Genomic DNA, 25939 nt, shown 5'->3' with positions numbered 1-25939 from the left:
GCAGTGCGGAGACGAAGCCGGACCGCCGGTCGGGCAACCAAGATAGGCCTGCTCGCCCTCGCGTTGGCGAGCACGAGTCTGTCGAGTGTTCGTGCGCAGACCTGGGGTGGCGCCGGTTCGACCACGACGACCGCCGACTACAATCTCGGCACCAACTGGAGCACTGCGCCGGCGGGGGCGCCACCGGTCAATGCGGGGCAGGCTGCGACGTTTTCGTCGACGGGCAGCGCGACCGTTACGGTCACGGCCGGTCCGATCACGCCCGATTCCTGGACATTCGGTGCCAACGCGAAGAGCTTCACCATCAGCGGCCAGGCCGTGAACTTCAACGGCGCCGGGCCGAACATCGTCAACAATGCGAGCGCCGGCCAGTCGATCTCGATCAGCAATAACATGACCGGGACCGCGATCTCGCAGGCCGCGGCAAGTACGCTGACGCTGTCGGGCACCAATTCTTTCACCACCGCCAGTGCTACTGCCGGCACGCTGGTCAATGGCGGCAGCTTGACGACTTCGGTCACCAACAGCGCTACCTTCCGCAACAACGCCACCCTGGCCGGTTCCGTCAGCAACACAGGAACGCTCGACAACAATGGAGGCACGATTACCGGTGCCGTGACACAGAGCGCCGGAACGACCACCAACAGCGGCTCCATCAACGCTGGCATGACCCTGACCGGCGGTACGTTGACAACCACCGGCACCATCCAGACCCAACTGAGCAGCACAAACTCCACCGTGAATGCGCAGGGTACGGTTAGCGCCGTTTTCAATATGGGCACCAGTGTGCTCAATGTGACGGGCGCACTGTCGACAGACAATACTTGGCTCAACTCTGGCACCGCGCAGCTGTTGGTGTCGGGCGGCGATTTGACAGGTATTCACTCGGATCTCAACAACAGCTCGACCTCGGCAAACGCCGTGGTGGTGTCGGCGACGCGGACGTTAAACCTCGCGGCTATCAGCAACAATAGTGGGACGTTCACTAACAACGGCACCGTCACAGTTGCACCGAGCGGCACGCTCAACAATACGGGGGCCCAGTTCGTCAATTCCGGAACGATGAATTCAGCGGTGCTGAACTACGGCACCTATACGCAGACGGCCGGTTCAACGAATGGCGGCATCACCAACAGTAATGGCACGGTGATTGCCAGCGGTGGAGCCCTCAACGGTGCGAACGGCAATTTCGCAGCCGGAACGTTCTCCATCACCGGTATTGTGACGGCCAATAGTACATTCGACAACAACGGCACGGGACGCCTTCTCGTCTCTGGCGGCGACTTCACGGGCCTGACTGCGCTCACGAACAATTCGACCTCGGCCAGTGCCGTCCAGGTCTCAGCGGGCCGTACACTGGGCGCGACCAGCATCGCCAACAATGCGGGTACGTTTACAAACGGCGGAACGGTCACGACGACCGCCGGGATCACCAACGCCGCCGGCGCGACGTTCACCAGCACGGGCACGGTCAATGGCGGGCTCACGAACGCCGGTACGGTGAATGCCGCCGGCACGATCAATGGCGGGATCACCAATCAAACCGGCGGCAACTTCACTGTCACCGGGAATCTGCTTGCCAACGGCGCTGTGACTGCCGGCGACGGTGCGTACTTCACGGTATCGGGTGGCGACATCACCGGCATCAGCACATTCACCAACAACGCTGCCGGCATGATCTATTTTACGCAGATCAATGCGGGACGGTCGCTGACGGCGGCCAATGTCGTCAACAATGGCAATATGATCGTCTCGGGAACGGTGAACGCGACGAATAGCTTTGCCAATGCATTCGGCGGCAACCTCGTTGTCGATACGACCGGCAGGATCAATGGATCGGTCGACACCGCCGGCGGATACATCCAGCTCTACGGTACCATCAACGGAAACCTCACGCTTTCGGGCAGCCTTGCCTCGATGAACAGCTACGGAGGCAGCGTCTCCGGCCGTGTGAACCTGGCAGCCAGCGGATCGCAGGTTTACTCGACGTCGGGCGGCGCGACCTACGGGTCGCTTGCGGGCGTCGCGGGTACCCAGGCCGACGTTGGTGGATTCACTTTGACCGTCGGAGGCGACAATTCGGATTCGACGTTTGCCGGCTCGATGACCGGCACCGGCAATTTCGTGAAGACCGGCTCCGGAACGATGTTGCTCTCGGGCGATAGCGGCACATACACCGGCACCACGACCGTGAATGCCGGCACCCTCATGGTGAATGGCTCGCTCGGGGCATCGGCTGTGACGGTCGGCATCGGCGGGGCGCTCAATGGATCCGGCACGCTCGGCGCAACCCAGGTCAACGCCGGCGGCTTGCTCGCGCCTGGCAGCTTCACGCCGGGCACGTCGATGACGCTCGCGAGTCTCGCGATGCAGTCCGACGCGGCCTATCTCGTCTTCGTCAATCCCACGACCTCGACCTTCGCGACCGTGACCGGCAATGCATCGCTCGGCGGCGCCACGGTAGGCGTCGCCTTTATCCCCGGCAGCTATGTCGCGAAGCGATACACCATCCTCAGCGCCGGCAGCATCACGGGCTCGTTCGATCCCACCGTGCTCTCGCTCGGGCTGCCGACGGGCTTTCACACCAGCTTGAGCCAGGACACGAACCACGCCTATCTGAATCTCGCACTGGATTTCGCACCGCCGTCGGGCGGCCTGAACGGCAATCAGCAGAACGTCGGCAACGCGATCATCAACTTCTTCAACACGAACGGCACCATCCCGATGGCGTTCGGCGGCCTTGGGCCGGCCGGGCTGGCCCAACTGTCCGGCGAGGTCGGGAGCGCGCCGCAGCAGACCACGTTCGGCGCCATGATCCAGTTCATGGGAGTGATGACGGATCCGTTCGTCGCCGGGCGTGACGATGCCGTGGGCCCGGATGGCGCCTCCAACGCTTACGCCGAGGAGAGCATAGCTTATGCGGCAAGCGGCAAGGGAGGCGGGAGGCGTGAGCGCGAGGCCTACGCGGCCATGTCCACCAAGGCGCCTCCTGCCCCCTCGTTCGGGCAGCGCTGGAGCGTATGGGCGGCGGGTTTTGGCGGCTCGCAGACGACCGACGGCAGCATTGCCACCGGCTCGAACAACACCACCAGCAGCCTCTACGGTACGGCGGTCGGCGCTGACTATCGCATCTCGCGCAACACGCTGGTCGGCTTTGCACTCGCCGGCGGCGGCACGAATTTCACCGCCGCCAACAATCTGGGCGGCGGCCGCTCCGACCTGTTCCAGGCCGGCGTGCATGTCCGGCACGTCGTCGGTCCCGCCTACATCTCCGGCGCGTTCGCCTATGGCTGGCAGGATGTCGTCACCGATCGCACGGTCACCGTCGCGGGTGTCGATCGACTGCGTGCCGAGTTCAATGCCAATGCCTATTCCGGCCGGCTCGAGGGCGGCTATCGCTTTGTGAAGCAGGGCATTGGCCTTGCGCCCTATGCCGCTGCACAGTTCACCATCTTCGATCTGCCCTCCTATGCCGAGCACGCGATCGTCGGCACCGACCAGTTTGCGCTGGCCTACAACGGCAAGAGCGTCACGGATACGCGCAGCGAACTCGGCCTGCGGACCGACAAATCGTTTGCGGCGTCGGACGGTATCGTCACGCTGCGCGGGCGCGCCGCCTGGGCGCACGACTTCAATCCGGATCGTGCCGTCGGGGCGACCTTCCAGGCACTGCCCGGCGCGAGCTTCGTCGTGAACGGTGCAGCCATGGCCGCCGACGCCGCACTCGTGACCGGTGCGATCGAGAGGAAGTGGCTGAACGGGTGGTCGGCCGCGGCGACATTCGAGGGCGAATTCTCCAACGTCACACGCTCCTACGCCGGCAAAGGCGTCGTGCGCTACGCCTGGTAGCCGTGCATCGGAAAAGGGGACAGCCGCCCCTCATGTCCCGCAGAACGTCTGCAGCACCCGCTGATCCGGCAGCGGCGGATCGGCGTAAGCCGCATACTCCGGCTGCTCCTCGAACGGCTTCGCCAGCACCTTCACCAATTCCTCGAACGGCGCGTAGTCGTCATCGTTCACCGCGGCCTGGATCACGGTCTCGACGCGGTGGTTGCGCGGGATGAAGATTGGATTGACGGCATGCATCGCCGCTTGCCGCTCAGTCGTGCTCTGCGGCTCCAGCGCGATGCGCGCGCGCCAGCGTCCGGCCCACTCGTCGAAGGCTGCGGGCTCCATGAACTGCGTGCGGACGTCAGTGGCGTCATCGCCCCCGGCATCGCCGAGCTTGCGGAATGTCAGCGTGAAGTCGGCCTGGTTCTTGGCCATGGCGTCGAGCAGGTCCTGGATCAGAGCGTCGTCGCCGTCGCGCTCGGTGAACAGCCCGACCTTCTTGCGCAGACCGGCTTGATAGGCCGCGCTGAACGTCTCCGAGAAGGCGCCGAGAATATCCTGGGCTTCCGCGACCGCCTTCTCCTGGTCGTCGGAGAACAGCGGCAGCAGGCATTCGGCGAGCCGCGTCAGATTCCACAGCGCGATGCGCGGCTGGTTGGCATAGGCGTAGCGGCCCATCTCGTCGATGGAGGAGAACACCTGCGAAGGGTTGTAGGCATCCATGAAGGCGCAAGGGCCGTAGTCGATGGTCTCGCCGGAGATGGAAGAGTTGTCGGTGTTCATCACGCCGTGGATGAAGCCGACCAGCAGCCAGCGCGCGATGAGCTCGGCCTGGCGCGCCACGACACCGGCAAGCAACGCATGATAGGGCCGCTCGGCATGAAGCAGGTCCGGATAGTGCCTGGTGATCACGTGGTCGGCGAGCCGGCGGATGGCATCGGTGTCGCGGCGGACGGCAAAGAACTGGAAGGTGCCGACGCGGATGTGGCTGGAGGCAACGCGGGTGAGCACGGCACCGGGCAGCGCGGTCTCGCGGATGACGTGCTCGCCGGTGACGACGGCGGCAAGCGAGCGCGTGGTCGGAATGCCGAGCGCATACATCGCTTCGCTGACAATGTATTCGCGCAGCACGGGGCCAAGCGCGGCGCGGCCATCGCCGCGGCGGGAGAACGGGGTGGGGCCGCTTCCCTTGAGCTGGATGTCGCGGCGGACGCCGCCTCTGTCGATGACCTCGCCCAGCAGGATGGCGCGGCCGTCGCCGAGCTGGGGCACGAACTGCCCGAACTGGTGGCCGGCATAGGCCATGGCGATCGGGTCGGCGCCGACGGGAACCGTCTTGCCCGCAAGGATTGCGGCACCCTCAGGGGTCTCCAGCATATCAGGATCGAGCCCGAGCTCGACCGCCAAGGGCCGGTTCAGCTTGATCAGCCGGGGCGCGGCCACAGGGGTCGGCGCAACGCGGGCGAAGAAGCTGTCCGGCAGCGCCGAATAGGAGTTCTGGAAGGGGAAATGAACGGTCATGGCGGTAAAGATAGGCGGGGAACGCGGATCGGCAAAGGCTTGAGGCTCAATCGGCTAAAAATGGCCAGTTCGGGCTCAAAACAGGGCTTTCCCTTGGTTGCCGCCCCGTTCCTCGTCGGGTAAACCCTGCCGCAACTTCGGACCGGCCGTGACAGGTCGTCCGATTCGACCCCTCCGACATTGATTTTGGGACGACCATGCATCGCTACCGGTCACATACATGCGGCGCGCTCCGCGAGAGCAACATCGGCGAGACGACCCGCCTCTCGGGCTGGGTCCATCGCGTTCGCGACCATGGCGGCGTGCTGTTCATCGACCTGCGTGACCATTATGGCCTGACCCAATGCGTGGTCGACCCGGACTCGCCGGCGTTTGCGCAGGCCGAAAAGCTACGTTCGGAATTCGTGGTCAAGATGGACGGCAAGGTCCGCCGCCGTCCTGAGGGCACCGACAATGACGATCTGCCGACCGGCAAGATCGAGATCTATGTCAGCGAGATCGAGGTGCTGGGCCCGGCCGGCGATTTGCCGCTGCCGGTGTTCGGCGACCAGGAATATCCTGAAGACATCCGCCTAAAATACCGCTTCCTCGATCTGCGCCGCGAAAAGCTGCACCAGAATATCATGACGCGCATCGAGATCATCAAGTCCATGCGCCGGCGCATGGAGGGGCAGGGCTTCTTCGAGTTCAACACCCCGATCCTGACGGCGTCCTCGCCGGAAGGCGCGCGCGACTTCCTGGTGCCCTCGCGCATCCATCCCGGCAAGTTCTACGCGCTGCCGCAGGCGCCGCAGCAGTACAAGCAGCTGCTGATGATGTCGGGCTTCGACCGCTACTTCCAGATCGCGCCCTGCTTCCGCGACGAGGACCCGCGCGCCGACCGTCTGCCGGGCGAGTTCTACCAGCTCGACGTCGAGATGAGCTTTGTCACGCAGGAAGACGTGTTCGCGGCGATGGAGCCCGTCATCACGGGCGTGTTCGAGGAGTTCGCCAAGGGCAAGCCGGTGAGCAAGAACTGGCGCCGCATTCCGTTCGCCGAAGCGCTCCGCAAATACGGCAGCGACAAGCCGGACCTGCGCAACCCCATCGAGATGCAGGACGTCTCCGAGCATTTCCGCGGCTCCGGCTTCAAGGTGTTCGCGCGCATGCTCGAAGACCCCAAGAACCAGGTCTGGGCGATCCCGGCACCGGGCGGCGGCAGCCGCGCCTTCTGTGACCGCATGAACTCGTGGGCGCAGGGCGAAGGCCAGCCCGGCCTCGGCTATATCATGTGGCGCGAGGGCGGCGAGGGTGCAGGTCCCCTTGCGAACAACATCGGGCCGGAGCGCACCGCTGCGATCCGCGCGCAGATCGGCGTCAAGGAAGGCGATGCCGCCTTCTTCGTCGCCGGCGATCCCGACAAGTTCTGGAAGTTCTCAGGTCTCGCCCGCAACAAGGTCGGCGAGGAATTGAACCTCACCGACAAGGAGCGGTTCGAGCTCGCCTGGATCGTCGACTTCCCGATGTACGAGTACAACGAGGACGACAAGAAGGTCGACTTCTCGCACAACCCGTTCTCGATGCCGCAGGGCGGACTCGAGGCGCTGACGGGCCAGGATCCGCTGACCATCAAGGCGTTTCAGTACGACATCACCTGCAACGGCTACGAGATCGCCTCGGGCGGCATCCGCAACCATGTGCCGGAAGCGATGGTGAAGGCGTTCGAAATCGCAGGTTACGGCGAGCAGGAAGTGGTCGACCGTTTTGGTGGTATGTACCGCGCCTTCCAGTACGGCGCGCCGCCGCATGGCGGCATGGCCGCGGGCGTCGACCGCATCGTGATGCTTTTGTGCGGCACCAACAATCTGCGCGAGATATCGCTGTTTCCGATGAACCAGCAGGCTATGGACCTGCTGATGGGCGCGCCGTCGGAAGCCAGCACAAAACAGCTCCGCGAGCTGCATGTGCGGGTGAACCTGCCGCAGAAGTGAAGTCTCGTGCCCCGGACGCAGCGCAGCACGCAGTGATGCGCTGCTGAGCCGGGGCCCACGCTTCGTCGCACGGCAAGATTTCTGGGTCCCGGCTCTGCGTCGCACCGCTTACGCGCTGCGCCGCGTCCGGGACACGAGACCGTCCCCTCTACAACCCCGTCGACGCCTCGATCCTGAACTGTGCCAGCGCGACGATCGGCTCGTGATTCAGGGCGTCCATGAGCTGAAGCACCGGCAGCTTGCCGAGCGGGGTCAGCTTGATGGTGAGCGTTTGTCCTGACGTCGCGACGAAGCCCGCGATAGCGTCCACCGCTGCCCTTGCATCGAGATTGGACGCCGTGACCTTCTCGCCCTGCGCCCGGATCATCTCGACGATGGCGCTGCGGGCGGCGTCGCGGCTGACATTCTGCATGCGCGAGAACTGCGCCACGACGAGATCGACGACGCCGCTGTCGCGCAAGGAGAGCTCGATCGCGCCGGTCTCGATCTGCGCCGCCTGACCCATGGCCTGCGCCGGGTCGGTCGTGAACAGGCCGCGCGGGACGTTGGCGAGCGCGAAGCGGGCCTGCGCCTTGGCGAGATTGCCGAGATCGATCGTGGCCGGCGTGAGCGCGAACGCGCCCGACGACTCCGTCCAGGCCGCGCCGAGATCGAGATCGATCGCGAGCTTGTCGACGCCCGCCATGGTCAACGCCCGCTGCGCCGGACTGGTCGGGTCGGTGGGGGTCACCATCTTCACGACCAGATTGGCCTTGCTCGGGATCGATCCGACCAGCTGGCCCCAGCTCAGGCTGATCGTATCAATGGTGACAAGCTGCCGCGTGTTCTTGAAAGGCGAGACCACGCCCTTGATCTCGGCGCCTTCGAGCACCCGGAACAACCCCAGCATCTGGTTGGGCGAGGCCGCCTGGCCGGGAGTGGCGAGGCCCGCCGCCCAGCGCATCAGGTTCGGCACGCTGAAAGACTTCAGCGCGAAGCGCTCCATCTTGAACTGTCCCTGCGGAGACGGTGCATCGACGCCCTCGACCGCGAATTCGCCCTGCCGGTAGCGGACCGCATTGATCTTCCCCGTTCCCTGAGGTGTGCTGACCGAGGTCTTGCCGATCTCGAGCTTGCCGATGCGAATACCCTCATAGAATCCGGCGATCTTCTCCAGCAGCTCGCGCGCTTGCGCCGGCGTTGGAGGGGCCGGCTTGTCCTGGGGCAGCATGGCAAACATCTCGGCCAGGTGGAATTTCGACGGCTGCACGTCGATGTCCTCCATGGCGAAGCCGTCGATATCCATCCGCATCCCCTGCACCGACTTCAGCACACAGGGGCCGGTCGAGATTTGCCGGTAGACCCGGCGGTAGCCGTCGTCACCGCTCGTCTGCGGATCGAGCGCGGCAAGGATCGGGGTCGAGTCGAAATCATTGACGATGATGGTGGAGATCTCGCCGGTCAGCTTGTCCGCCTTCCCCGGCTGCGGAACGTTGATCGTGAAGGTGGCGCGCTCCGTCTTCATCGCATCGACCTTGCCTCGGCCGAGGTTCTGGAGCGCGAGGCCGGAATAGACCACTTCACCGCTGCCGCCGCTGCTGCCAGCGTCGAAATTGATGTTGACTGCCGGAACCGTCACGGACGTTGCCGTCACGCTCGCGAACTGGTCGAGCACGAACCGGTACATGTCGATCAGGGAGCCGGATGCCGGCGCGCTTTGAACGTGGAGGGGGCCGGCATAGTCGCGCAGGGTCATCTGCGGGACCTTGTAGAAGACTTTCAGCTTCCCGGGACCGACCTCGTCGAAAGCCGCCTCGAAGCCCGAGATGTCGATGCTGTCTGCCGCAAAACGCGTCTCATCGACCTGGCGGACGCCGGTGCTCTTGATGGCGCCGATCTTGACATGGGCCTGTGGCTGGTTGCCGGGATCGACCGCGATGTCCTCGATCGTCAGCGTCCGGCTCGGCAGGTCGAAGGCGACCTTGCCGTGGCTCGCTTTGCTGCCGCCTGCGCGGAGCCGCTCGAACGCCGCCTCGACCTCGGCCGTGGCCCGGTGCTGGACATAAAGATTGAAGCCGAACCATCCGCCCGCGGCGAGCACGACTGCCGCGATCAGGCCGATCAGGATGCGCTTCATTCCCAGCTCCAGTTGCTCGTTTTGCACTGCGCAACCTGCCATATTCGGGAAACGCCGCGCGGTCCAGGGAAAGCTAGCGCTATCAGATATTTGACCATGAGCCCTGTTGATGGGGACGCAATCGGATATTGCCACCGGGGCGCCGGCCGTGCTTCATCCCGTTTCCACGACCCGGAAATTCCGCCCGCTTGGACGGCCGCTCCGGATGAGGCATTTTGAGGCCGGTAACGCGAGGCAAGAGACCGCATGTCGTCCTATTCCGATGATCTCCACCAGGCGGCGCTGGCCTATCACCGACTGCCGCGCCCCGGAAAGCTCGAGATCCAGGCGAGCAAGCCGCTTGCCAACCAGCGCGACCTCGCGCTTGCCTATTCTCCGGGCGTCGCCGCCGCCTGCATGGAGATCGCCAAGAACCCCGCAGAAGCCGCCACGCTGACGATCCGCTCCAATCTGGTCGCCGTGGTCTCCAACGGCACCGCGGTGCTCGGCCTCGGCAATATCGGCCCGCTGGCGTCCAAGCCCGTGATGGAAGGCAAGGCCGTTCTGTTCAAGAAGTTCGCCGGCATCGACGTGTTCGACATCGAGATCGCCGCCGACACCATCGAGCGCGTGGTCGAGACCGTGGCGGCGCTCGAGCCGACCTTCGGCGGCATCAACCTGGAAGACATCCGCGGACCGGAGTGCTTCGAGATCGAGGCGCAGCTGAAGGAGCGCATGAAGATCCCGGTCTTCCATGACGACCAGCACGGCACCGCCATCATCGTCGCCGCCGCCATCACCAATGGCCTCAGGCTGAACGGCAAGAAGCTTTCCGACGTCAAGATCGTGGCGTCGGGGGCAGGGGCGGCCGCAATCGCTACGCTCAATCTCTTGGTATCGATGGGCGCGCAGCGCAAGAACATCTGGGTTTGCGACATCGACGGCCTCGTGCATGAGGGCCGCAACACCACGATGGACCGCTGGAAGGCGGTCTATGCGCAGAAGACCGACAAGCGCACGCTCGGCGACGTCATCGGCGGCGCCGACATCTTCATCGGGCTCTCGGCACCGGGCGTGCTCAAGCCGGAGATGGCGAAGGCAATGGGCGACAAGCCGCTGATCATGGCGCTCGCCAATCCGACCCCGGAGATCATGCCGGAAGAAGCGCGAAAAGTGCGTCCCGACGCCATGATCTGCACCGGCCGCTCCGACTATCCGAACCAGGTCAACAACGTCCTCTGCTTTCCCTTCATCTTCCGCGGCGCGCTCGACGTCGGTGCCAGCGCCATCAACGAGGAGATGAAGCACGCCGCCGTCGAGGCCATCGCGCAGCTCGCGCGCGAGGCGCCGTCAGATGCGGTGGCGCAGGGCTTTGACACCGGCGAGACGCAAGGTTTTGGTCCGGGCTCGCTGATCCCGAGCCCGTTTGATCCACGCCTGATCCTGCGCATTGCGCCGGCTGTCGCCAAGGCGGCGATGGAGTCGGGCGTGGCGACGCGCCCCATCACCAATTTCGACGAATACACCGCGCTGCTCGAGCGCTTTGCCTTCCGCTCCGGCCTCGTCATGAAGCCGATGTTCGCCAAGGCGAAGACCCAGCCGGTGCGCGTGATCTACGCCGAAGGCGAGGACGAGCGCGTGCTCCGTGCCACGCAGGTGGTGCTGGAGGAGAAGCTCGCGACGCCGATCCTGGTCGGCCGTCCGTCGGTGGTGGAGGCACGCATCAAGCGCTTCGGCCTTCAGATCCGGGCGGGCAAGGATTTTGATCTCATCAACCCCGAGGACGATCCGCGCTACCGCTCCTACGTGCAGTCCTATGTCGAACTCGCCGGCCGCCGCGGCGTGACGCCGGATGCGGCGCGCACGGTGGTCCGCACCAACAACACGGTGATCGCCGCACTCGCGGTGACGCGCGGGGAGGCGGACGCCATGCTCTGCGGCGTCGAGGGCCGCTACATGCACCATCTGCGTCATGTCCGCGAGATCGTCGGCTTTCAGGCTGGCGTCAGCGACTATGCCGCGCTGGCGCTGCTGATCACCAGCAAGGGTGCCTTCTTCATCGCCGACACCCAGGTGCGCCCCAATCCGACCGCGGAAGAGCTCGCCGAGATCGCTTCGCTTGCGGCGGTCCATGTCCAGCGTTTCGCGCTCAAGCCGAAGATCGCGTTCGTCTCGCATTCGGATTTCGGCAGCTACGACACGGATTCCTCGCGCAAGATGCGCCGGGCGACCCAGCTTCTGAAGGAGAAGCATCCGGAGATCGAGGCCGACGGCGAGATGCAGGGCGACACCGCGCTCTCCGCCGCTGCGCGAAAAATGGTGCTGCCGCATTCCAAGCTGGAGGGCGAGGCCAACATCATGATCATGCCGACGCTGGACACAGCCAACGTCGCCTACCAGATGATCAAGTCGCTGGCCGATGCGCTCCCCGTCGGTCCGATCCTGATCGGCCCGGCGCGCCCGGCCCACATCCTCACGCCCTCGGTGACCGCGCGCGGCATCCTCAACATGACCGCGGTCGCGGTGGTGGAAGCGCAAGAGCGCGCCTCGCGCCAGCAGCCGACGTTGTTTACGTAAGGGGCCTCTTCGCCTCTCCCCGCCTGCGGGGAGAGGCCGGAATGCGCGCGGGACGCGCGGATTCCGGGTGAGGGGGGGACTCTCCGCGAGTCCGACTTTCACCGTGGTTGCGGAGGCAGCCCCTCACCCCAACCCTCTCAGCGCGAGCGCAGCTCGTCGCGGCCCCGTAAGAACGGGGCGAGGGAGCGGACCGCCGGAGCCTCCGGTCTCAATCTTTTCAAAAGAGTTTCGTCATTTCCCCGTTTGTAAACCGGCGAACGACTCTCCATAATCCCTCGGTGCTTTCGTCAAAATGCCGATTTCAAAAAGCCTGAGCCAAGAGGCCGATCATGCCAGCGTTCGTGACTTTCGGGCGGATCCTGTTCGCCGTGCTGTTCATCTACACGGGCGCGACCAAGCTCTTTGCCATCCAGGCGACCGCCGATTTCATCGCCACTAAGGTCATGGTGCCTGACGTCATCGCGCCCTATGCCAAGCAGATCGAGACGGCCACCGCCATGACCACGCCGCAACTGCTGGCGATTGCGGTCGGTGGGCTGGAGATCATCGCAGGCCTGATGATCGCGCTGAACTTCGCCGCGCGTTTCTTCGCGATGCTGTTGATCGTCTATGTCGCGGTCGCGACCGTGCTGTTCTACGATTTCTGGAATCAGGCGGCGCCCGAGAACGCCAAGATGCTGGTTGATGCTCTCAAGAATCTCTCGATCATCGGCGCGCTGTTCATGATCATGGGCTACGGCCGCGCGACGCGCTCGGTCGAGACGGCCTACGGGGACGTGTAGGAGGTCCTACACCCTACGCCATGGCGTGACGGTCACCTCATGCGCCGCGTCGAGCAGATACGGTGCGCCCGGCTTCATCCCATGTGAGGCCAGCACTTCATGTGGTGTCCGCTCGGGGACACCCACAAAGCAGCCTTCGCCGCCGGGCAGGCGCAGATGCGGGGCCTCCGACAGCCAGAACGTGTCGTAGCGGTCCATGAACATGTCGAATACGACCGGACCGCCGATAATCGCGACCGTGCCGGAGGCGACGTCGGCGAAAGCGCAGGCCTCCTCGAAGCTCGCATGGTCCGGATTCCACAAGGTCGCGTTCGGCATCTCCGGATCGACGGTGAGGGCCTTGATCTTGCCGGTCAGGATCAGGCGCTTGCGCTTCGGTGAGTTCGGCTGTTGCTCGTGCGAGTGCCGGCCGTGCACGACCAGGGCGGCGCGATCGAGCGCCTGCTCGAAGAATAGCTTGTCGCCCTCGAACTTGAGGCTGTCGGGCATGATATGCGAGGGGTCCGCGAGCATGCCGTCCGCGGAGATGATGACGTAGCCTTCGAAACGGAAAGACAATTGCAGGCTATTCGGAAACGGTCGTCACCACGGAATTGACCGGCCGGCTGCTCACCGTCGGCAGCTTGATGTCCTTCATCAGCTCCTGGTCGTATTCGGGCAGCGTCGAGGCCGGGAATTTTGCGCGCATCGCCACGACCTTGTAGCCGCCGGCCTTCAGCCGCTTGAGCAGCTCGGGCAACGCCTCCGCGGTATGCTTCTGGAAGTCGTGCATCAGGATGATGCCCTTGCCCCTGTTGTCGAGCTTCTTCATCACGGTCTCGATCACCTTCTCGGGCTTCGACGCCTTGAAGTCGAAGGAGTCGATGTCGCAGGAGAAGATCGCCGTGTTGCGGTTGCCGAGATAGGTGACCATCTCCGGCGGATGCTGCAGCGCCGGGAAGCGGAAGAACGGCGAGGGCGAGATGCCGCCGAGCGCCCACTTCACCGCGGACAGGCCCTTCTCGATCTCTTCCTTGCGCTGCGCCTCGTTAAGCTTCTTGTTGTTGAGGTTGGCGTGCGACCAGGTGTGGGTGCCCACGGTGTGGCCGGCCGCGTAGACCTGCTTGAGGATCTCCGGCTCGTAGGTCGCGTGCTTGCCGATCGAGAAGAAGATGCCGGTGGTGCATTCGTCGGCGAGCGCCTTCAGCACAGCGGGTGTGTTCTTCGGCCAGGGGCCATCGTCGAAGGTCAGCACGACCTCCTTGTCGCGCAGGAAGTCGAGCTCCTTGAAGTGCTCGAAGCCGAAGCCCGGACCGCCTGTCGTGTCGATCTCGACGGTGCGGGCGACACCGAGCGCGCCGGGTGTGTTGCAGGCCGCACGGGCGGGCTGCGGTGCCTGTTGCGGCGGGGGCGGATTGACGAAGCCGGCGGGCGCGGCGGCAGCCGGCGCGGGAGCCGCAGCAGGTGCTGCGGCCGGTGCGGCCTGTGTCGCGGCGGCAGGCTTTGCGGCCGGGGTCTGCGACCATGCCGCGCCTGCCATGCCCAGAGACATCGCGCTTGCCAAAATCAGTTTTGCCGCCACACGCATGGTGTTGTCCTCGAGATTGATCCCGTTGTTCCACCGTGGCTTTTCGCCTCCGGCAAAACCATCCTGCCCCAAACGATCCTAGCCTAGATGGTGGGCCCTCGCCATTGCAACGGCTGTTTGGCACCGCGCCACAATTGTGCCCAACCGGATTGGGCCGCGTTGGGTCAGCTGTCGGCCAGCGCCTTGGCGACGGCCGTCTTGATCCGCGTATCCGTTGGCTCGACGGCGGACGGGTAGACCTCGGCAATGTAGCCGTCACGGCCGATCAGGTATTTGTGGAAGTTCCAGCGCGGAACATCCCGGGGACGGGCCTCTGCCGCCCATTTGTAGAACGGATGCGCCTTGGCGCCGACCACGACGGCCTTGGTCGCGATCGGGAAGGTAACGCCGTATTGATGGTGCGCGGTCTCGGTGATCTCGCTCGTGCCGCCAGGCTCCTGACCGCCGAAATCGTTGGAGGGCACGCCGATGATGGTGAGCCCGCGTTCGCGAAACTCGCTCCAGAGCTCTTGCAGGCCTGCGTATTGCGGGGTGTAGCCGCAGAGCGACGCGGTATTCACCACCAGCAGTGGCTTGCCGGTGAACGCGGCAAGGCGGATGTCGTCGCCGGACAATGCCGGGAAGGAGAACGCGTAGGCCGGGATCCGGCTCATGCCGCCGTCGGCGAGCGCGCGTGTCGCCGATGCGGTCGTCGCAACAAGCGCGCCGAGCATGGTCCTGCGGTCTAGCATATGGCAACGTCCCCCGCGACGTGTTCCGGGGCGCACTCTACCTCGCCGGCGCGATCAGCCTCGTCAACACCGCGTTATCGGGAGCGACAAAGACCTTAGTACAGGCGGACGATGAAATCGGTGCCTTCGCCGGTCTCGCCTTGGTTGATGCCCTGGTCGGAGACGATAATCGAGGCGCCCGACGTCAGCATCTCGTTGATCTTCGCCATGGTATCGGCGGGGATCGCGATGCGGTCGAGGGCTTCGGTCGGGCTGTCCGGCATCACCACCGGCTTGACGGTAACAGGCTTGGCGGCGACGGGGATCACGGCGGCGCCACGCTGGTGGCGCGTCACGCGGCTGTCATCCTCGCGCGCGGCGGAGCGGGCGGAGACGGGCAGCGACACCACCGACCAATGCAGCGCGTTGGAATCGGTCTTGTCGACTTCGGCGGTGAAGATATGCGTGCCGAGTGGCCGGTCGCTCGCGGCGATCGTGACCGGCACCTCGAACAACGGCGCAAAATTCTGCCGCACGTAGAGCTTGGAATCCTTGCGGCTGATGAAGACCGCGATCTGTCCGGCCCGCTTGGGCGCTTCCGGCTTTGCCGCGGGCGCGGGATCGGCGACGCGGGTCTCGTCTTTCTTGGCATCAGGCGCTGGTGCCGTAGCCGTCAGGGGCGCGACGGGCTTCTTCGCGGTGTCGGCGGCTTCGGCTTTGGCAGGCTCGGCCTTCGCGGGCTCAGACTTGGTCGGTTCTGTCTTGGCAGCCTCGACCTTGTCGTCGGTTGGCGTCGAAGTTTTGGTTGCTTCAGCGGCCTCGGCGAGCTTCGCTTCGGTGTTGGCGGGCTTGGCGGCTTCCGACTGCGGCTTGGCCGCGTCAGTTGCCTCGACCTTGTCTGCTGATGTGCCGGCTTCCTCGCGCGCCGGCGCGTTTCCGGTCGTCATATCCGACATCACGGTGTGGCCGACCGATGAGCGCAGCTCCAGCACCGCATCGGCGCTGGCGGTCTTGGTCTCGACCGGCTTTGCTTCAGTGACCTTGGCGTCGGCGGCAACCTTGTCCGCCTTGTCACCGGCATTGGTCTGCGGCGCGAGGCTGGCCGCGGGCTGCGGCGGCACGCGCACGGAGGCGAGCAACGGGTGCTGGAAATCGTGCGGCGTCATCTCGCCGGGCGAGACGATCACGCGCGCACCCATCTTGGTCCAGTTCCACATCTTCACGGCGAACGCCATCGGCATGCGGATGCAGCCATGCGAGGCCGGGTAGCCCGGCAGCACGCCCGCGTGCATGGCAACGCCGGACCAGGTGATCCGCTGCATGTACGGCATCGGCGCGCCGCTATAGATGTTGGAGTGGTGGAATTTATGCTTCTGGATGACGCTGAACACACCCATCGGCGTCGAATGGCCCTTCATGCCTGTCGACACCGGAGATTCAGCGAACACGCCATGGGTGTCGTAGACCGTTACCTTCTGCCGGTCGATCGAGACGACGATGACGAGGGGGCCCTGCGGTTTGGTGCCGGCTTCCTTCTCGGCGACGATGTCTTTCTTGCCAGACGCGCTGCGCTTCTGTGGCTTCTGGCGCGGGACTTCCGGATGGCGCTCCTGGCGCCCGTAGGACCCGTCGGAATAATCCGTCCAGTAATAAAACGCTGCGTCTGCCTGGCTTGCCGTACCGATCACTCCCGCGGCCGTCAAAATGGCCACCTGCCAAAACCGCGTCGGCTTGGCGGAGCAACCGGACCCGTTCACGCTATTCATTCTCGAATCCATAATCCAAATCAGACATTAGTCTCTCAGAGGGGATACGCGTTCACCAGCAGAGCGGTTCTGCCGTCAGCTACTTTTGTCCAAGTCGTAGCAAAAAAGCCTCACAGGACGGTAAACGGCGGCCGCGCCCGGCTGCCCATCACCTTCCTGAGCGGCCACCTCATGCCTACATTGCCAGGACTTGTTACCGGAGAACGTCATGTCATCTCGTTTCCCCGGTCTTTCCGGCATCCGCTTGAAAGGCCTCGCTTTATTCCTCCTGGCTCTGGCCGTTCCTGCAGCCTCCGCCCTGGCTGCCGATGAGCCCGATCTGATCTTCCGCCGTTCGACCGTGTTCAAATGGATGAGCCCGAACGACAAGCTTGCGACCTATGGCCTCGACGACCCCGAGGTCGAGGGCGTCGCCTGTCATTTCACGATACCGGAAAAGGGCGGCTTCAAGGGCTGGCTCGGCCTCGCCGAGGAGGTCTCGGATATCTCGCTGGCCTGCCGCCAGGTCGGCCCGATCAAGTTCAAGAACAAGATGGAGCAGGGCGACGACATGTTCCGCCAGCGCCGCTCATTGTTCTTCAAGAAGATGCAGATCGTGCGCGGCTGTGACGCCAAGCGCAACGTGCTGGTCTACATGGTCTATTCGGACAAGCTGATCGAGGGCTCACCGAAGAACTCGACCTCGACGGTGCCGATTATGCCGTGGGGACCGGCTGACGCCAACGTCCAGAAGTGCGGAGAGTTCTTCACTCAGTGACGCGCTTGCGTTCACTCAGTGACGCGCTTGCGTTCACTCGGTGACGAGAGTGCGGCTGGCGCGCGGCTTCGCGAGATGCGAGCCGGTCAGCCGTACGAACGCTTGCGGCGCGGCCTCATAGCCGCGGCCTGACTGTCGCGACATCGCGCCGACTGAGGCGACGCGGTTGCGAATGAATTGTTGGTCGGCGCGGTCAGTCGATTGGTCCGCGTCGCGCGGCGTTGCGCGATGTTCCGCCATCATGATGGCCATCCCTCACGTGAATGCGCCCGGTGATCCCAAGCGTCTCGGTTTCGATGGCTTGGGTCGCAGCCGACGCGCCCCCGGTTCGACGGGACCCAACCTTCGTTTGGCTTCTCTTCAGCAGAAAAGCGTAAAATGCATGTGAAGGATGCAAGGCGCGCTCGTGACGGCGGCTGCATCAGGCGCATGTCCGTAGCGAAACGAGGACTTGCCTCGTTACTTTGAGCTGCGGCGCAACCTGACTGAAATGATTGGTATTTTCCGCCGAATGTTTCGTCGTCCCGGACCGGACGAAACAATTCTCACGAAGACGAAACCATTTTCCATTTTTGGCGCATCACGCGCGAAACCGCCCATGGTTATCAGCTTCACAACGACGATGGCGCACCGCCGGCCACGGATTGAGGGACAAGACCATGCGCGCGCTCAGCTTCATCCTTGCTTTCGGTTTCGTGCTCGCCGGTTCCTCGTTCGCGGGGGCGCCTGATGGGAACCTCCCCGGTATCGGCACCTTCCAGTACAGCGGCACGCCGATCACCACGACGGCGCCGCAGCCGATCGTCGTCGCGGCGCGCTTCTGATCGCCAACAAGAAAATCAGCCGTCAAAGGCCATCATGAATTTCCGCATTTGCGCCGCAGCATTCGTCTCCCTTCTGACCATCAGTGCCGCTGAGGCGCAGGTCCGCGCTCCCTCCAGGCTCCCAGACCCCCGCACTGAGTTCGTGCGCCAGTGCGCGCCGCGAATGCTCGGACGGTGGGAACATCCCGAAGAAGTTTGCGGCTGCCTGCACGATCATGCCGCCGCGGCCGTCGAGGATCGTGACCTGCGCGAGGCGTTGTTGCGTGGCATCAGCGAGACCGGCGTGCCGACGATCGAGACCGATTGGGTGCCGGCGTCGAAGCAAAGCGAGATCGGCCCAACCTTCACCAAGATCGCCAAGCCGACCCTTCAGTGCATGTTCGACCCGGCGAAATCCTGAGCCCTCACTTCGATTTCGGACCAAACCGCGGCACGCAGGTCGCGGTCCGTGCCACGCCCTGGTCGGTCATCTTAGCGCCGCGTATTTCCTTGACCTGCCCGGCCGGGCAGGTTCCGTCATCCACCTGCACGCGCTGGCCAAGCTTGAGATCGGTGATGTCCTGTTCGCGTCCGACGGTGACGGCGTGCGCCGTCGTCGTGAACGCGGCGGAGATCAAGAGCGAAAGGCAGGCTACGTGGCGGAGAGGCATGGCGAAAGGTCCCGGCATCGATGCCGCAATGTAGGGACCGGTTCGCGATTCTGACAGTGAACCTTTGTCACGCGCGCCGGGCCGACTTGCCTTTAGCGCGCAAGGCGGCGCGCGATTCCCGCGCGAGCCGTTCTGCCGATGCCACGAGTTGGGGAACCGTGTGCCCCGAAAATCCCAGGACGAAGCCGGGCAGGGGGCGCGTGCGCGAATAAGTGTCGGCCAGCAGCCAGCCTTCCGCGCCGGCCGCCTGCTTCGCCCCTGCTGCGACCGACAGTTCGACCGATGGATCGAACCGGGCGACGAGATGCAGCCCTTGCGACGGCACCGGCACCGATAGCGCGCCGTCGGATCTGGCTTCCAGCGTCTCGGCCAGTGCGTCGCGCGCCTCGCGATAGAGCTTTCGCACCCGCTTCAGGTTCGCGGCGAAGGCGCCGGAATTGAGCATGTCGGCGACCGCGCCTTCCATCAGCGTGCCGGGAAAGCGGTCGAGCGCGGCGCGTGCGGCAGTCACGTCGCCGATCAGGCGCTCGGGCAGGGCGCAATAGCCGATGCGCAGACCCGGAAACAGCGTCTTGGCAAAGGTGCCCATGTAGATCACGCGCTGGAGGTGATCGATGCCGGCGAGCGACATCAGCGGCGCGCCATCGTAGCGGAACTCGCTGTCGTAATCGTCCTCCAGCACGAAGGCGCCGGCTTGCTTCGCCCAGTCCAGCAGTTCGAGCCGCCGTGGCATCGACATCTGCACGCCCAATGGAAATTGATGCGACGGCGTCACATAGGCCGCGCGGGCGTTGGCCCCCGCAGTGCGCCCCTTGGCGACGCGCATGCCGTGCTGGTCGACCGGAACGGGCACGGCGCGATAGCCGCAATGCGCGATGGTGTTTCGCGCGGCGGGGTAACCGGGGTCCTCGCACCAGACCCGGTCGTTGGGTTTGAGGATTGCGCTCAGCACGATGCGCAGCGCATGCAGCGTGCCTGAGGTCAGCATGATCTGATCGGGATCGCAGCGCAGGCCGCGCGCCGACAACAGATGATCGGCGATTGCCGCACGCAGCTCGCGGCTGCCGCGCGGATCGCCATAGTGCAGGTGCTCGGATCCGAACGCGCGCATGCGCCGGCCGACGAAAGCGCGAAAACGCTGCACCGCGCGCTCGTCGATATGGGTGCAGCCGAGCGAGAACGCGCCTTGCCTGGGAGCTTCGACCACGACCTTCGGCTTCCTCGGTTCAGTCGCGCGCGCCGGAATGCGCGCGGCAACGAAGGTGCCGGAGCCGACGGTTGCATCGGCAAAACCGTCGGCGATTAGCCGCTCATAGGCGGTGACGACCGCGTTGCGCCGAAAGCCCGTCTGCTTCGCCAGCGTCCGTGACGGCGGCAGCGGTTCGCCGGGCTTCACCAAGCCGCCGACGATCATCTCGCACAGCGCCTGGTAGAGCCGGTGCGCCGCGGAGGCGCTGGCCGTGATGTGCGGGCCGGTGAGATCGAGCGGCAGCTCGGCCTTGCCGGGCGAGGGCGAATTGGTCGGAATTTTTTGCATGGAATTGGCACTATCGCAGACCAAATCCGCCGCTACAACTCTCCTGGAATTGTTCCAATCCCGACAGGAGCGGCCGTGAGCCAGACCGAGAGCCCAAATTCCTATCCGACGTCACCGCGCAGCCAGGTCAAGCGCCGCCACGACCGCGGCTTCTACGATCACGACACCGTTCACCGCATCCTGGATGCCTCGATGATGTGCCACGTCTCCTACGTGATCGACGGCCAACCCTATTGCACGCCGACGTTCTTCTGGCGCGAAGGGACCAAGCTGTACTGGCACGGCTCGAGCGCCAGCCGCATGCTGCGCAACCAGACCAAGGGCGAGCGCGTCTGCCTCACGGTCGCCCATCTCGACAGCCTCGTGCTGGCGCGCTGCGGCTTCAACCATTCCGCCGACTACCGCGCCGTGATGGCGTTCGGCACCGCCTATCTCGTCACAGACCCCGAGGAGAAGGAGCGGGCGGTGATCGCCATGGTCGATCGCTTCTTCCCCGACCGCACCGCGAGCCTGCGGGCGAGCAACACCCAGGAGATCAAGGCGACCTCCTTCATCGCAATGGAGATCGAGGAAGCCTCGGCCAAGGTCCGCGCCAAGGGCGTGGCGGATGACGACGAGGACTACGAATTGCCGATCTATGCCGAGCGCATTCCCGTGCGCACCGTGCTCGGCGCGCCGGAGCCGTGCCCGCGCCTGCTCGACGGTGTCAGCCGGCCTGCGACGCTCGCTGGCTATTCGGAAGGCCGACTGCTCGAAGATGCATTGCGGGATGCTTATTTTGTGGAGTACCCGAACGGCTGAAATCGGCTAGCTTGCGCGCTCCTTCGACCAACTGGATGCCCGGAGTAGCCTGATGAATGCCGAAACGCAGCAGAGGATTCTTGACGCCGTCGACGCCGGCTTCGAAGCCCAGCTTGCGACCACACGCGATTTCGTCGCGATCCCTTCGACCCGCGGAGCGGAGGGGCCGTGCCAGGACATGATCGGCGACCTCCTGCGCGCGCGCGGCTACGAGGTCGACGACTGGCACATCAACGTCGATGATCTCAAGGATTTGCGCGGCTTCGGCCCGATCGAGCACGATTTCTCGAAGGCACGCACCGTGGTCGGCACGTATCGTCCCAAGACCGAGGCCGGCAAATCGCTGATCCTCCAGGGCCATTGCGACGTGGTGCCCGCGGGGCCGCTGGAATTGTGGGACACGCCGCCGTTCTCGCCGGTCATCAAGGACGGCAAGATGTTCGGCCGTGGTGCCTGCGACATGAAGTCAGGCACCATCGGCGCGCTCTCAGCGCTTGATGCGATCAAGGCCGCCGGCCTCAAGCCGACGGCGCGGATCCACTTCCAGTCCGTGATCGAGGAGGAGAGCACCGGCGTCGGCGCGCTCTCGACGCTCCAGCGCGGCTATCGTGCCGATGCCTGCTTCATTCCGGAGCCGACCGCCGGCAAGATGGTGCGCTCGCAGGTCGGTGTGATCTGGTTCCGCCTGCGCGTGAAGGGCCATCCGACCCATGTCGCCTTTGCCGGCTCAGGCTCCAACGCGATCATGGCGGCCTATCATCTCGTCCATGCCCTGCAAAAGCTCGAGATCGAGTGGAACGAGCGCGCCAAGGCCGACCGTCATTTTGGGACGCTCAACCACCCCATCAACTTCAACCCCGGCATCATCAAGGGCGGCGACTGGGCCTCCAGCGTGCCGGCCTGGTGCGACGTCGACTGCCGTATCGCGATCCTGCCGGGCTGGTCGGTGGCCGATCACCAGAAGGAGATCATGGCCTGCGTCGCTGCCGCCTCGCGCAACCACCGCTTCCTCGCCAACAATCCGCCCGAGGTCGAATGGTCCGGCTTCCTGTCGGAGGGTTACGAGCTGACCGACTCCGCCGCACCGGAAGCCGCGTTCGGCAAGGCCTTCAACAAGGTCTATGGCGGCGCTGTCGAGGACCTCGTCTTCACCGCGCTCACCGACACCCGCTTCTACGGCCTCAACTACGGCATCCCCAGCCTGTGCTTCGGCGCCAGCGGCGGCGAGATGCACGGCTTCAACGAATTCGTCGACCTGGAGTCGCTGAAGAAGACCACCAAGGCAACGGCGCTGTTCATCGCGGAATGGTGCGGGGTGGAGAAGGCGTAACGGTCGCTCCGTCTGCGGTGCCGTAGGGTGGGCAAAGGCGCGTTTGCGCCGTGCCCACCATCTCTCTTCGATCCGGAACGAAATCGTGGGCAGGCTTCGCTTTGCCCACCCTACGAAATCTCGGTTGCGGCGAAGGCTGCCCAATCCACCGGCTTCTTCAAATACTTTAAGCTTAAAATAAAGACTAGGATGCCACCCTGACCGGTGGCAGACTGGCATCCGGTCGCAGGACGAGTCCTTGGGAGTCACGATGCGCGATTGGGATGATGCTTACGCCAATTCGGCCCATATCCCGGGCTCGGACAAGCTGCCGGCACAGTGGGCGGAACGGGCCGCCGCTTACCGCGCCCGTCTGAAGGATTTCCGCGCCGACATTGCCTATGGCTCCGGTGAGCGCCAGCGTCTCGACCTGATCCCGTCCGACGGCGAGAGCAAGGGCCTCGTCGTCTTCGTCCATGGCGGCTACTGGATGCGCTTCGACAAGTCGACCTGGACCGATCTGGCCGAAGGCGCGCGGCACCACGGCTGGACCGTGGCGCTGCCGAGCTACACGCTGACGCCGGCCGCGCGCATCTCCGACATCACAGCAGAGATCACCGCCGCGATCGCCAAGGCGGCCTCACTCGTCTCCGGCCCGATCCGGCTCGCCGGGCATTCGGCCGGCGGCCATCTCGTCACGCGCACGCTGTGCGACGACAGCCGGCTCGAGCCCGCAATCTTCAACCGGATCACCGGCACGCTCTCGATCAGCGGTCTGCACGATCTGCGCCCGCTGCTGAAGACCAAAATGAACGAGACGCTTGGCATGACGATGGAGGAGGCGACGCTCGAAAGCGCGGCGCTGCACCTGCCGCGCGGGCATTCGCCGGTCACTGCCTGGGTCGGCGGCAGCGAGCGGCCCGAATTCATCCGCCAGTCCGACCTGATGGCCAACGTGTGGACCGGTTTTGACGTGTCGACACATCTCGTCGTCGATCCCGGGCTCAACCATTTCACTGTCATCGACGGGCTCAAGGATCCGTCGTCGCATATCACCGCGCGCCTGATCGGCCTCGACTGACGAGGGCCGGGGATGATCGATCGAAAGGGCCAGCCATGACGTCCAGCGATTACGATCCCACAAAGGAAGGCGCCGAGACCGATTTCGCCCGGCGCATGTCCTATGGCGACTATCTGGCGCTGGACGCCATTCTCGGCGCGCAGCATCCGCTGTCGGAAGCGCATGACGAGATGTTGTTCATCATCCAGCATCAGACCACCGAGCTGTGGATGCGGCTTGCCATCCACGAGCTCAGTGCCGCGCGCCGTGCCATCGCCAAAGACGAGGTGCAGCCCGCGATGAAGATGCTGGCGCGGATGTCGCGCATCTTCGAGCAGCTCAACAACGCCTGGGACGTGCTGCGGACGATGACGCCGAGCGAATATACGCGCTTCCGCTCGCAGCTCGGCCAGTCCTCGGGCTTCCAGTCGCGCCAATACCGGCTGATCGAATTCCTGCTCGGCAACCGCAATCACGCCATGCTGAAGCCGCACGAGCATGATGCGGAAACGACAAAACTGCTCGAGGCCGAACTCGCCACGCCGAGCCTCTATGACGAGGTGCTCAGGCTCGCCAATCGCAACGGGCTCAAGATGCCGGCGGCCGTGCTGGCGCGCGACGTCCGCGAGACCCACAGTTTTAACGAAGGCGTGCTCCAGGCCTGGCGTGTGGTCTATGAAGCGCCGGAGACGAACTGGATGCTGTACGAGCTCGCTGAGAAGCTGGTCGATTTCGAGGACTATTTTCGCCGCTGGCGCTTCAACCATGTGACGACGGTCGAGCGCGTCATCGGCTTCAAGCGCGGCACCGGCGGCACCGGCGGTGTCAGCTATCTCAAGCGCATGCTGGAGGTCGAGCTGTTCCCCGAGCTTTGGCGCGTCCGCACCATTCTGTAGAAATGCCCAAGAACAAATCCATGACCAGATATCGCGTCTACGACGACACCAAGGTTTTGTTCCATCTGCCTGACGGCGTGATCTATCTCGACGGCAACTCGCTCGGCGCGCTGCCGCTGGGTGTTGCCGAGCGAGTCAATCGCGTCATCACGACCGAGTGGGGCAACGAGCTGATCCGCGCCTGGAATACCGCAGGCTGGTACGCCCAGCCGCGCCACGTCGGCGATCGCATCGCGCGGCTGATCGGTGCGGAAGCCGGCTCAGTGATGGTCGGCGACACGCTGTCGCTGAAAGTCTATCAGGCGCTCGCAGCCGCGCTCGACATGAACGTATCGCGCAAGATCGTCCTGTCAGACACCGGCAATTTCCCGACCGATCTCTACATGGCCGAGGGCCTGATCGCGACGCTCGGGCGCGGCCATCAACTGCGCCTGGTTGCGCCGGAGGAAATCGAGGCCGCGCTGTCGGGAGAGATCGCCGTCCTGTACATCACCGAGGTCGATTACCGGACCGGCCGCCGTCACGACATGGCGACGCTGACCGCGAAAGCGCATGCGCTCGGTATCGTCACCGTCTGGGATCTCGCCCATTCCGCCGGCGCGCTGCCGGTCGATCTCGCCGGAAGCGGCGCCGATTTCGCCGCGGGCTGCACCTACAAATACATCAACGCCGGCCCGGGCGCGCCGGCCTTCCTCTACGTCGCGCCACGCCACGCCGACAGTGCACGCGCTGCGCTGTCGGGGTGGATGGGCCATGCAAAACCGTTTGCGTTTGAACTCGGCTATGCAGCCGCCGGCGGCGTCGAGCGCATGCGGGTGGGCACGCCGCCGGTGCTTGCGATGGCAGCGCTGGAGGCCTCGCTCGACATCTGGGACCGCGTCGATATCGCGGAGGTGCGGGTGCGTTCGCTGGCGCTTGGTGATCTCCTGATCGCCGAGATCGAACGCCGTTGTCCGTCCCTGAAGCTGGTGACCCCACGCGTGCACGAGCGCCGTGGCTCACAGATCTCCTTCGCCTTCGACGGCGGCTATGCCGCAATGCAAGCCCTGATCGCCCGCGGCGTGATCGGCGATTTCCGCGCGCCTGACATCATGCGGTTCGGCATCACGCCGCTATACATTGGCGAAAGCGAGATCGTGCGCGCCGCCGAGATCATCGAGGAGGTGATCGCCGGCGAGGTTTGGCGCCGGCCGGAATATCAGGTCGTGAACGCGGTGACGTAAGGACGGTCTCGTGCCCCGGACGCGGCGCAGCGCCTCTTGGCGGTGCGCTGCAGAGCCGGGGCC

At 64.7% G+C, this 25939-nt stretch carries 21 protein-coding genes; 12 read left to right on the top strand and 9 right to left on the bottom strand.

All coding sequences use genetic code 11. The annotated features are described in order from the left end of the window. The first annotated feature begins 63 nt into the window (after positions 1 to 63). Positions 64 to 3849: an autotransporter outer membrane beta-barrel domain-containing protein gene (locus B5V03_RS42485; RefSeq protein ID WP_245502344.1), complete on the top strand. Its 3786-nt coding sequence runs from the start codon at positions 64 to 66 to the stop codon at positions 3847 to 3849. A 30-nt stretch (positions 3850 to 3879) separates the two neighbouring features. Here B5V03_RS42485 and B5V03_RS26020 read toward each other — a convergent pair whose 3' ends face one another. Next, positions 3880 to 5352 (bottom strand): protein adenylyltransferase SelO, encoded by a 1473-nt coding sequence (locus B5V03_RS26020; RefSeq protein WP_129273223.1) that lies wholly within the window; start codon positions 5350 to 5352, stop codon positions 3880 to 3882. Positions 5353 to 5549: 197 nt separating this feature from the next. Between B5V03_RS26020 and aspS the strand changes: the two genes are divergently transcribed. Continuing rightward, positions 5550 to 7322 (top strand): aspartate--tRNA ligase, encoded by a 1773-nt coding sequence (gene aspS, locus B5V03_RS26015; protein WP_129273222.1) that lies wholly within the window; start codon positions 5550 to 5552, stop codon positions 7320 to 7322. A gap of 148 nt (positions 7323 to 7470) precedes the next feature. Here aspS and B5V03_RS26010 read toward each other — a convergent pair whose 3' ends face one another. Continuing rightward, the gene (locus tag B5V03_RS26010; RefSeq protein ID WP_164988287.1) at positions 7471 to 9438 is read right to left on the bottom strand and encodes a hypothetical protein; all 1968 of its coding nucleotides are present in this window, start codon (positions 9436 to 9438) and stop codon (positions 7471 to 7473) included. A 246-nt stretch (positions 9439 to 9684) separates the two neighbouring features. Between B5V03_RS26010 and B5V03_RS26005 the strand changes: the two genes are divergently transcribed. Both B5V03_RS26005 and B5V03_RS26000 read left to right on the top strand, forming a co-directional pair. Further along, positions 9685 to 11994 carry an NADP-dependent malic enzyme gene (locus B5V03_RS26005; RefSeq protein ID WP_129273220.1) on the top strand — a complete coding sequence of 770 codons (2310 nt, stop codon included), beginning with the start codon at positions 9685 to 9687 and terminating at the stop codon, positions 11992 to 11994. A 329-nt stretch (positions 11995 to 12323) separates the two neighbouring features. Next, entirely contained in the window at positions 12324 to 12776 is a 453-nt protein-coding gene (locus B5V03_RS26000; protein ID WP_129273219.1) for a DoxX family protein, read from the top strand. A gap of 6 nt (positions 12777 to 12782) precedes the next feature. Here B5V03_RS26000 and B5V03_RS25995 read toward each other — a convergent pair whose 3' ends face one another. The 4 genes from B5V03_RS25995 to B5V03_RS25980 form a co-directional block, all read right to left on the bottom strand. Beyond that, positions 12783 to 13334: a dihydrofolate reductase gene (locus B5V03_RS25995; protein ID WP_164988286.1), complete on the bottom strand. Its 552-nt coding sequence runs from the start codon at positions 13332 to 13334 to the stop codon at positions 12783 to 12785. Between the two features lie 7 nt (positions 13335 to 13341). Next, positions 13342 to 14343 (bottom strand): polysaccharide deacetylase family protein, encoded by a 1002-nt coding sequence (locus tag B5V03_RS25990; RefSeq protein ID WP_129273218.1) that lies wholly within the window; start codon positions 14341 to 14343, stop codon positions 13342 to 13344. 164 nt (positions 14344 to 14507) lie between these two features. After that, positions 14508 to 15074 carry a glutathione peroxidase gene (locus B5V03_RS25985; protein WP_129273217.1) on the bottom strand — a complete coding sequence of 189 codons (567 nt, stop codon included), beginning with the start codon at positions 15072 to 15074 and terminating at the stop codon, positions 14508 to 14510. Positions 15075 to 15169: 95 nt separating this feature from the next. Further along, entirely contained in the window at positions 15170 to 16819 is a 1650-nt protein-coding gene (locus B5V03_RS25980) for a L,D-transpeptidase (RefSeq protein ID WP_164988285.1), read from the bottom strand. Positions 16820 to 17027: 208 nt separating this feature from the next. On the opposite strand from B5V03_RS25980, the gene B5V03_RS25975 reads away from it, so the two are divergent. After that, positions 17028 to 17576 carry a CreA family protein gene (locus B5V03_RS25975; protein ID WP_129273215.1) on the top strand — a complete coding sequence of 183 codons (549 nt, stop codon included), beginning with the start codon at positions 17028 to 17030 and terminating at the stop codon, positions 17574 to 17576. A 33-nt stretch (positions 17577 to 17609) separates the two neighbouring features. Here B5V03_RS25975 and B5V03_RS25970 read toward each other — a convergent pair whose 3' ends face one another. Beyond that, on the bottom strand, positions 17610 to 17819 hold the full coding sequence (locus tag B5V03_RS25970; protein WP_129273214.1) for a hypothetical protein: 210 nt from the start codon (positions 17817 to 17819) through the stop codon (positions 17610 to 17612). A gap of 416 nt (positions 17820 to 18235) precedes the next feature. On the opposite strand from B5V03_RS25970, the gene B5V03_RS41650 reads away from it, so the two are divergent. Then, the gene (locus B5V03_RS41650; RefSeq protein WP_164988284.1) at positions 18236 to 18400 is read left to right on the top strand and encodes a hypothetical protein; all 165 of its coding nucleotides are present in this window, start codon (positions 18236 to 18238) and stop codon (positions 18398 to 18400) included. 34 nt (positions 18401 to 18434) lie between these two features. Continuing rightward, complete coding sequence (locus B5V03_RS25965; protein ID WP_129273213.1) at positions 18435 to 18800, top strand: hypothetical protein; 366 nt, start codon at positions 18435 to 18437, stop codon at positions 18798 to 18800. Positions 18801 to 18804: 4 nt separating this feature from the next. Here the strand turns inward: B5V03_RS25965 and B5V03_RS25960 are convergent, their stop codons facing one another. Beyond that, positions 18805 to 19050: a DUF6719 family protein gene (locus B5V03_RS25960; protein ID WP_129273212.1), complete on the bottom strand. Its 246-nt coding sequence runs from the start codon at positions 19048 to 19050 to the stop codon at positions 18805 to 18807. Positions 19051 to 19117: 67 nt separating this feature from the next. Then, complete coding sequence (locus B5V03_RS25955; protein WP_129273211.1) at positions 19118 to 20587, bottom strand: PLP-dependent aminotransferase family protein; 1470 nt, start codon at positions 20585 to 20587, stop codon at positions 19118 to 19120. A gap of 75 nt (positions 20588 to 20662) precedes the next feature. Between B5V03_RS25955 and B5V03_RS25950 the strand changes: the two genes are divergently transcribed. From B5V03_RS25950 to kynU, 5 genes are all read left to right on the top strand, one after another. Next, a complete protein-coding gene (locus tag B5V03_RS25950; RefSeq protein WP_129273210.1) occupies positions 20663 to 21388 on the top strand; it encodes a pyridoxamine 5'-phosphate oxidase family protein in 726 nt (241 codons plus the stop codon). A gap of 52 nt (positions 21389 to 21440) precedes the next feature. Continuing rightward, a complete protein-coding gene (locus B5V03_RS25945; RefSeq protein ID WP_129273209.1) occupies positions 21441 to 22718 on the top strand; it encodes an ArgE/DapE family deacylase in 1278 nt (425 codons plus the stop codon). A gap of 250 nt (positions 22719 to 22968) precedes the next feature. Beyond that, the gene (locus B5V03_RS25940; RefSeq protein ID WP_129273208.1) at positions 22969 to 23778 is read left to right on the top strand and encodes an alpha/beta hydrolase; all 810 of its coding nucleotides are present in this window, start codon (positions 22969 to 22971) and stop codon (positions 23776 to 23778) included. Between the two features lie 35 nt (positions 23779 to 23813). Further along, positions 23814 to 24653 carry a tryptophan 2,3-dioxygenase gene (kynA, locus tag B5V03_RS25935; RefSeq protein WP_129273207.1) on the top strand — a complete coding sequence of 280 codons (840 nt, stop codon included), beginning with the start codon at positions 23814 to 23816 and terminating at the stop codon, positions 24651 to 24653. Positions 24654 to 24673: 20 nt separating this feature from the next. Then, on the top strand, positions 24674 to 25876 hold the full coding sequence (gene kynU, locus B5V03_RS25930) for a kynureninase (RefSeq protein ID WP_129273206.1): 1203 nt from the start codon (positions 24674 to 24676) through the stop codon (positions 25874 to 25876). Positions 25877 to 25939 lie beyond the last annotated feature (63 nt).

The organism is Bradyrhizobium betae (assembly GCF_004123905.1).
In the GTDB taxonomy this organism is placed as follows: domain Bacteria; phylum Pseudomonadota; class Alphaproteobacteria; order Rhizobiales; family Xanthobacteraceae; genus Bradyrhizobium; species Bradyrhizobium betae_A.
Note: the sequence above shows the minus strand (reverse complement) of the source record. Positions and strands in the feature narration are given on the sequence as shown.

What these genes read in the sequence shown, in the direction of transcription:
- B5V03_RS26020 (WP_129273223.1), bottom strand. Translation starts at nt 5,352, where the DNA reads ATGACCGTTCATTTCCCCTTCCAGAACTCCTATTCGGCGCTGCCGGAC.
- aspS (WP_129273222.1), top strand. Translation starts at nt 5,550, where the DNA reads ATGCATCGCTACCGGTCACATACATGCGGCGCGCTCCGCGAGAGCAAC.
- B5V03_RS26010 (WP_164988287.1), bottom strand. Translation starts at nt 9,438, where the DNA reads ATGAAGCGCATCCTGATCGGCCTGATCGCGGCAGTCGTGCTCGCCGCG.
- B5V03_RS26005 (WP_129273220.1), top strand. Translation starts at nt 9,685, where the DNA reads ATGTCGTCCTATTCCGATGATCTCCACCAGGCGGCGCTGGCCTATCAC.
- B5V03_RS26000 (WP_129273219.1), top strand. Translation starts at nt 12,324, where the DNA reads ATGCCAGCGTTCGTGACTTTCGGGCGGATCCTGTTCGCCGTGCTGTTC.
- B5V03_RS25990 (WP_129273218.1), bottom strand. Translation starts at nt 14,343, where the DNA reads ATGCGTGTGGCGGCAAAACTGATTTTGGCAAGCGCGATGTCTCTGGGC.
- B5V03_RS25985 (WP_129273217.1), bottom strand. Translation starts at nt 15,074, where the DNA reads ATGCTAGACCGCAGGACCATGCTCGGCGCGCTTGTTGCGACGACCGCA.
- B5V03_RS25980 (WP_164988285.1), bottom strand. Translation starts at nt 16,819, where the DNA reads ATGAATAGCGTGAACGGGTCCGGTTGCTCCGCCAAGCCGACGCGGTTT.
- B5V03_RS25975 (WP_129273215.1), top strand. Translation starts at nt 17,028, where the DNA reads ATGTCATCTCGTTTCCCCGGTCTTTCCGGCATCCGCTTGAAAGGCCTC.
- B5V03_RS25970 (WP_129273214.1), bottom strand. Translation starts at nt 17,819, where the DNA reads ATGATGGCGGAACATCGCGCAACGCCGCGCGACGCGGACCAATCGACT.
- B5V03_RS41650 (WP_164988284.1), top strand. Translation starts at nt 18,236, where the DNA reads ATGCGCGCGCTCAGCTTCATCCTTGCTTTCGGTTTCGTGCTCGCCGGT.
- B5V03_RS25965 (WP_129273213.1), top strand. Translation starts at nt 18,435, where the DNA reads ATGAATTTCCGCATTTGCGCCGCAGCATTCGTCTCCCTTCTGACCATC.
- B5V03_RS25960 (WP_129273212.1), bottom strand. Translation starts at nt 19,050, where the DNA reads ATGCCTCTCCGCCACGTAGCCTGCCTTTCGCTCTTGATCTCCGCCGCG.
- B5V03_RS25955 (WP_129273211.1), bottom strand. Translation starts at nt 20,587, where the DNA reads ATGCAAAAAATTCCGACCAATTCGCCCTCGCCCGGCAAGGCCGAGCTG.
- B5V03_RS25945 (WP_129273209.1), top strand. Translation starts at nt 21,441, where the DNA reads ATGAATGCCGAAACGCAGCAGAGGATTCTTGACGCCGTCGACGCCGGC.
- B5V03_RS25940 (WP_129273208.1), top strand. Translation starts at nt 22,969, where the DNA reads ATGCGCGATTGGGATGATGCTTACGCCAATTCGGCCCATATCCCGGGC.
- kynA (WP_129273207.1), top strand. Translation starts at nt 23,814, where the DNA reads ATGACGTCCAGCGATTACGATCCCACAAAGGAAGGCGCCGAGACCGAT.
- kynU (WP_129273206.1), top strand. Translation starts at nt 24,674, where the DNA reads ATGACCAGATATCGCGTCTACGACGACACCAAGGTTTTGTTCCATCTG.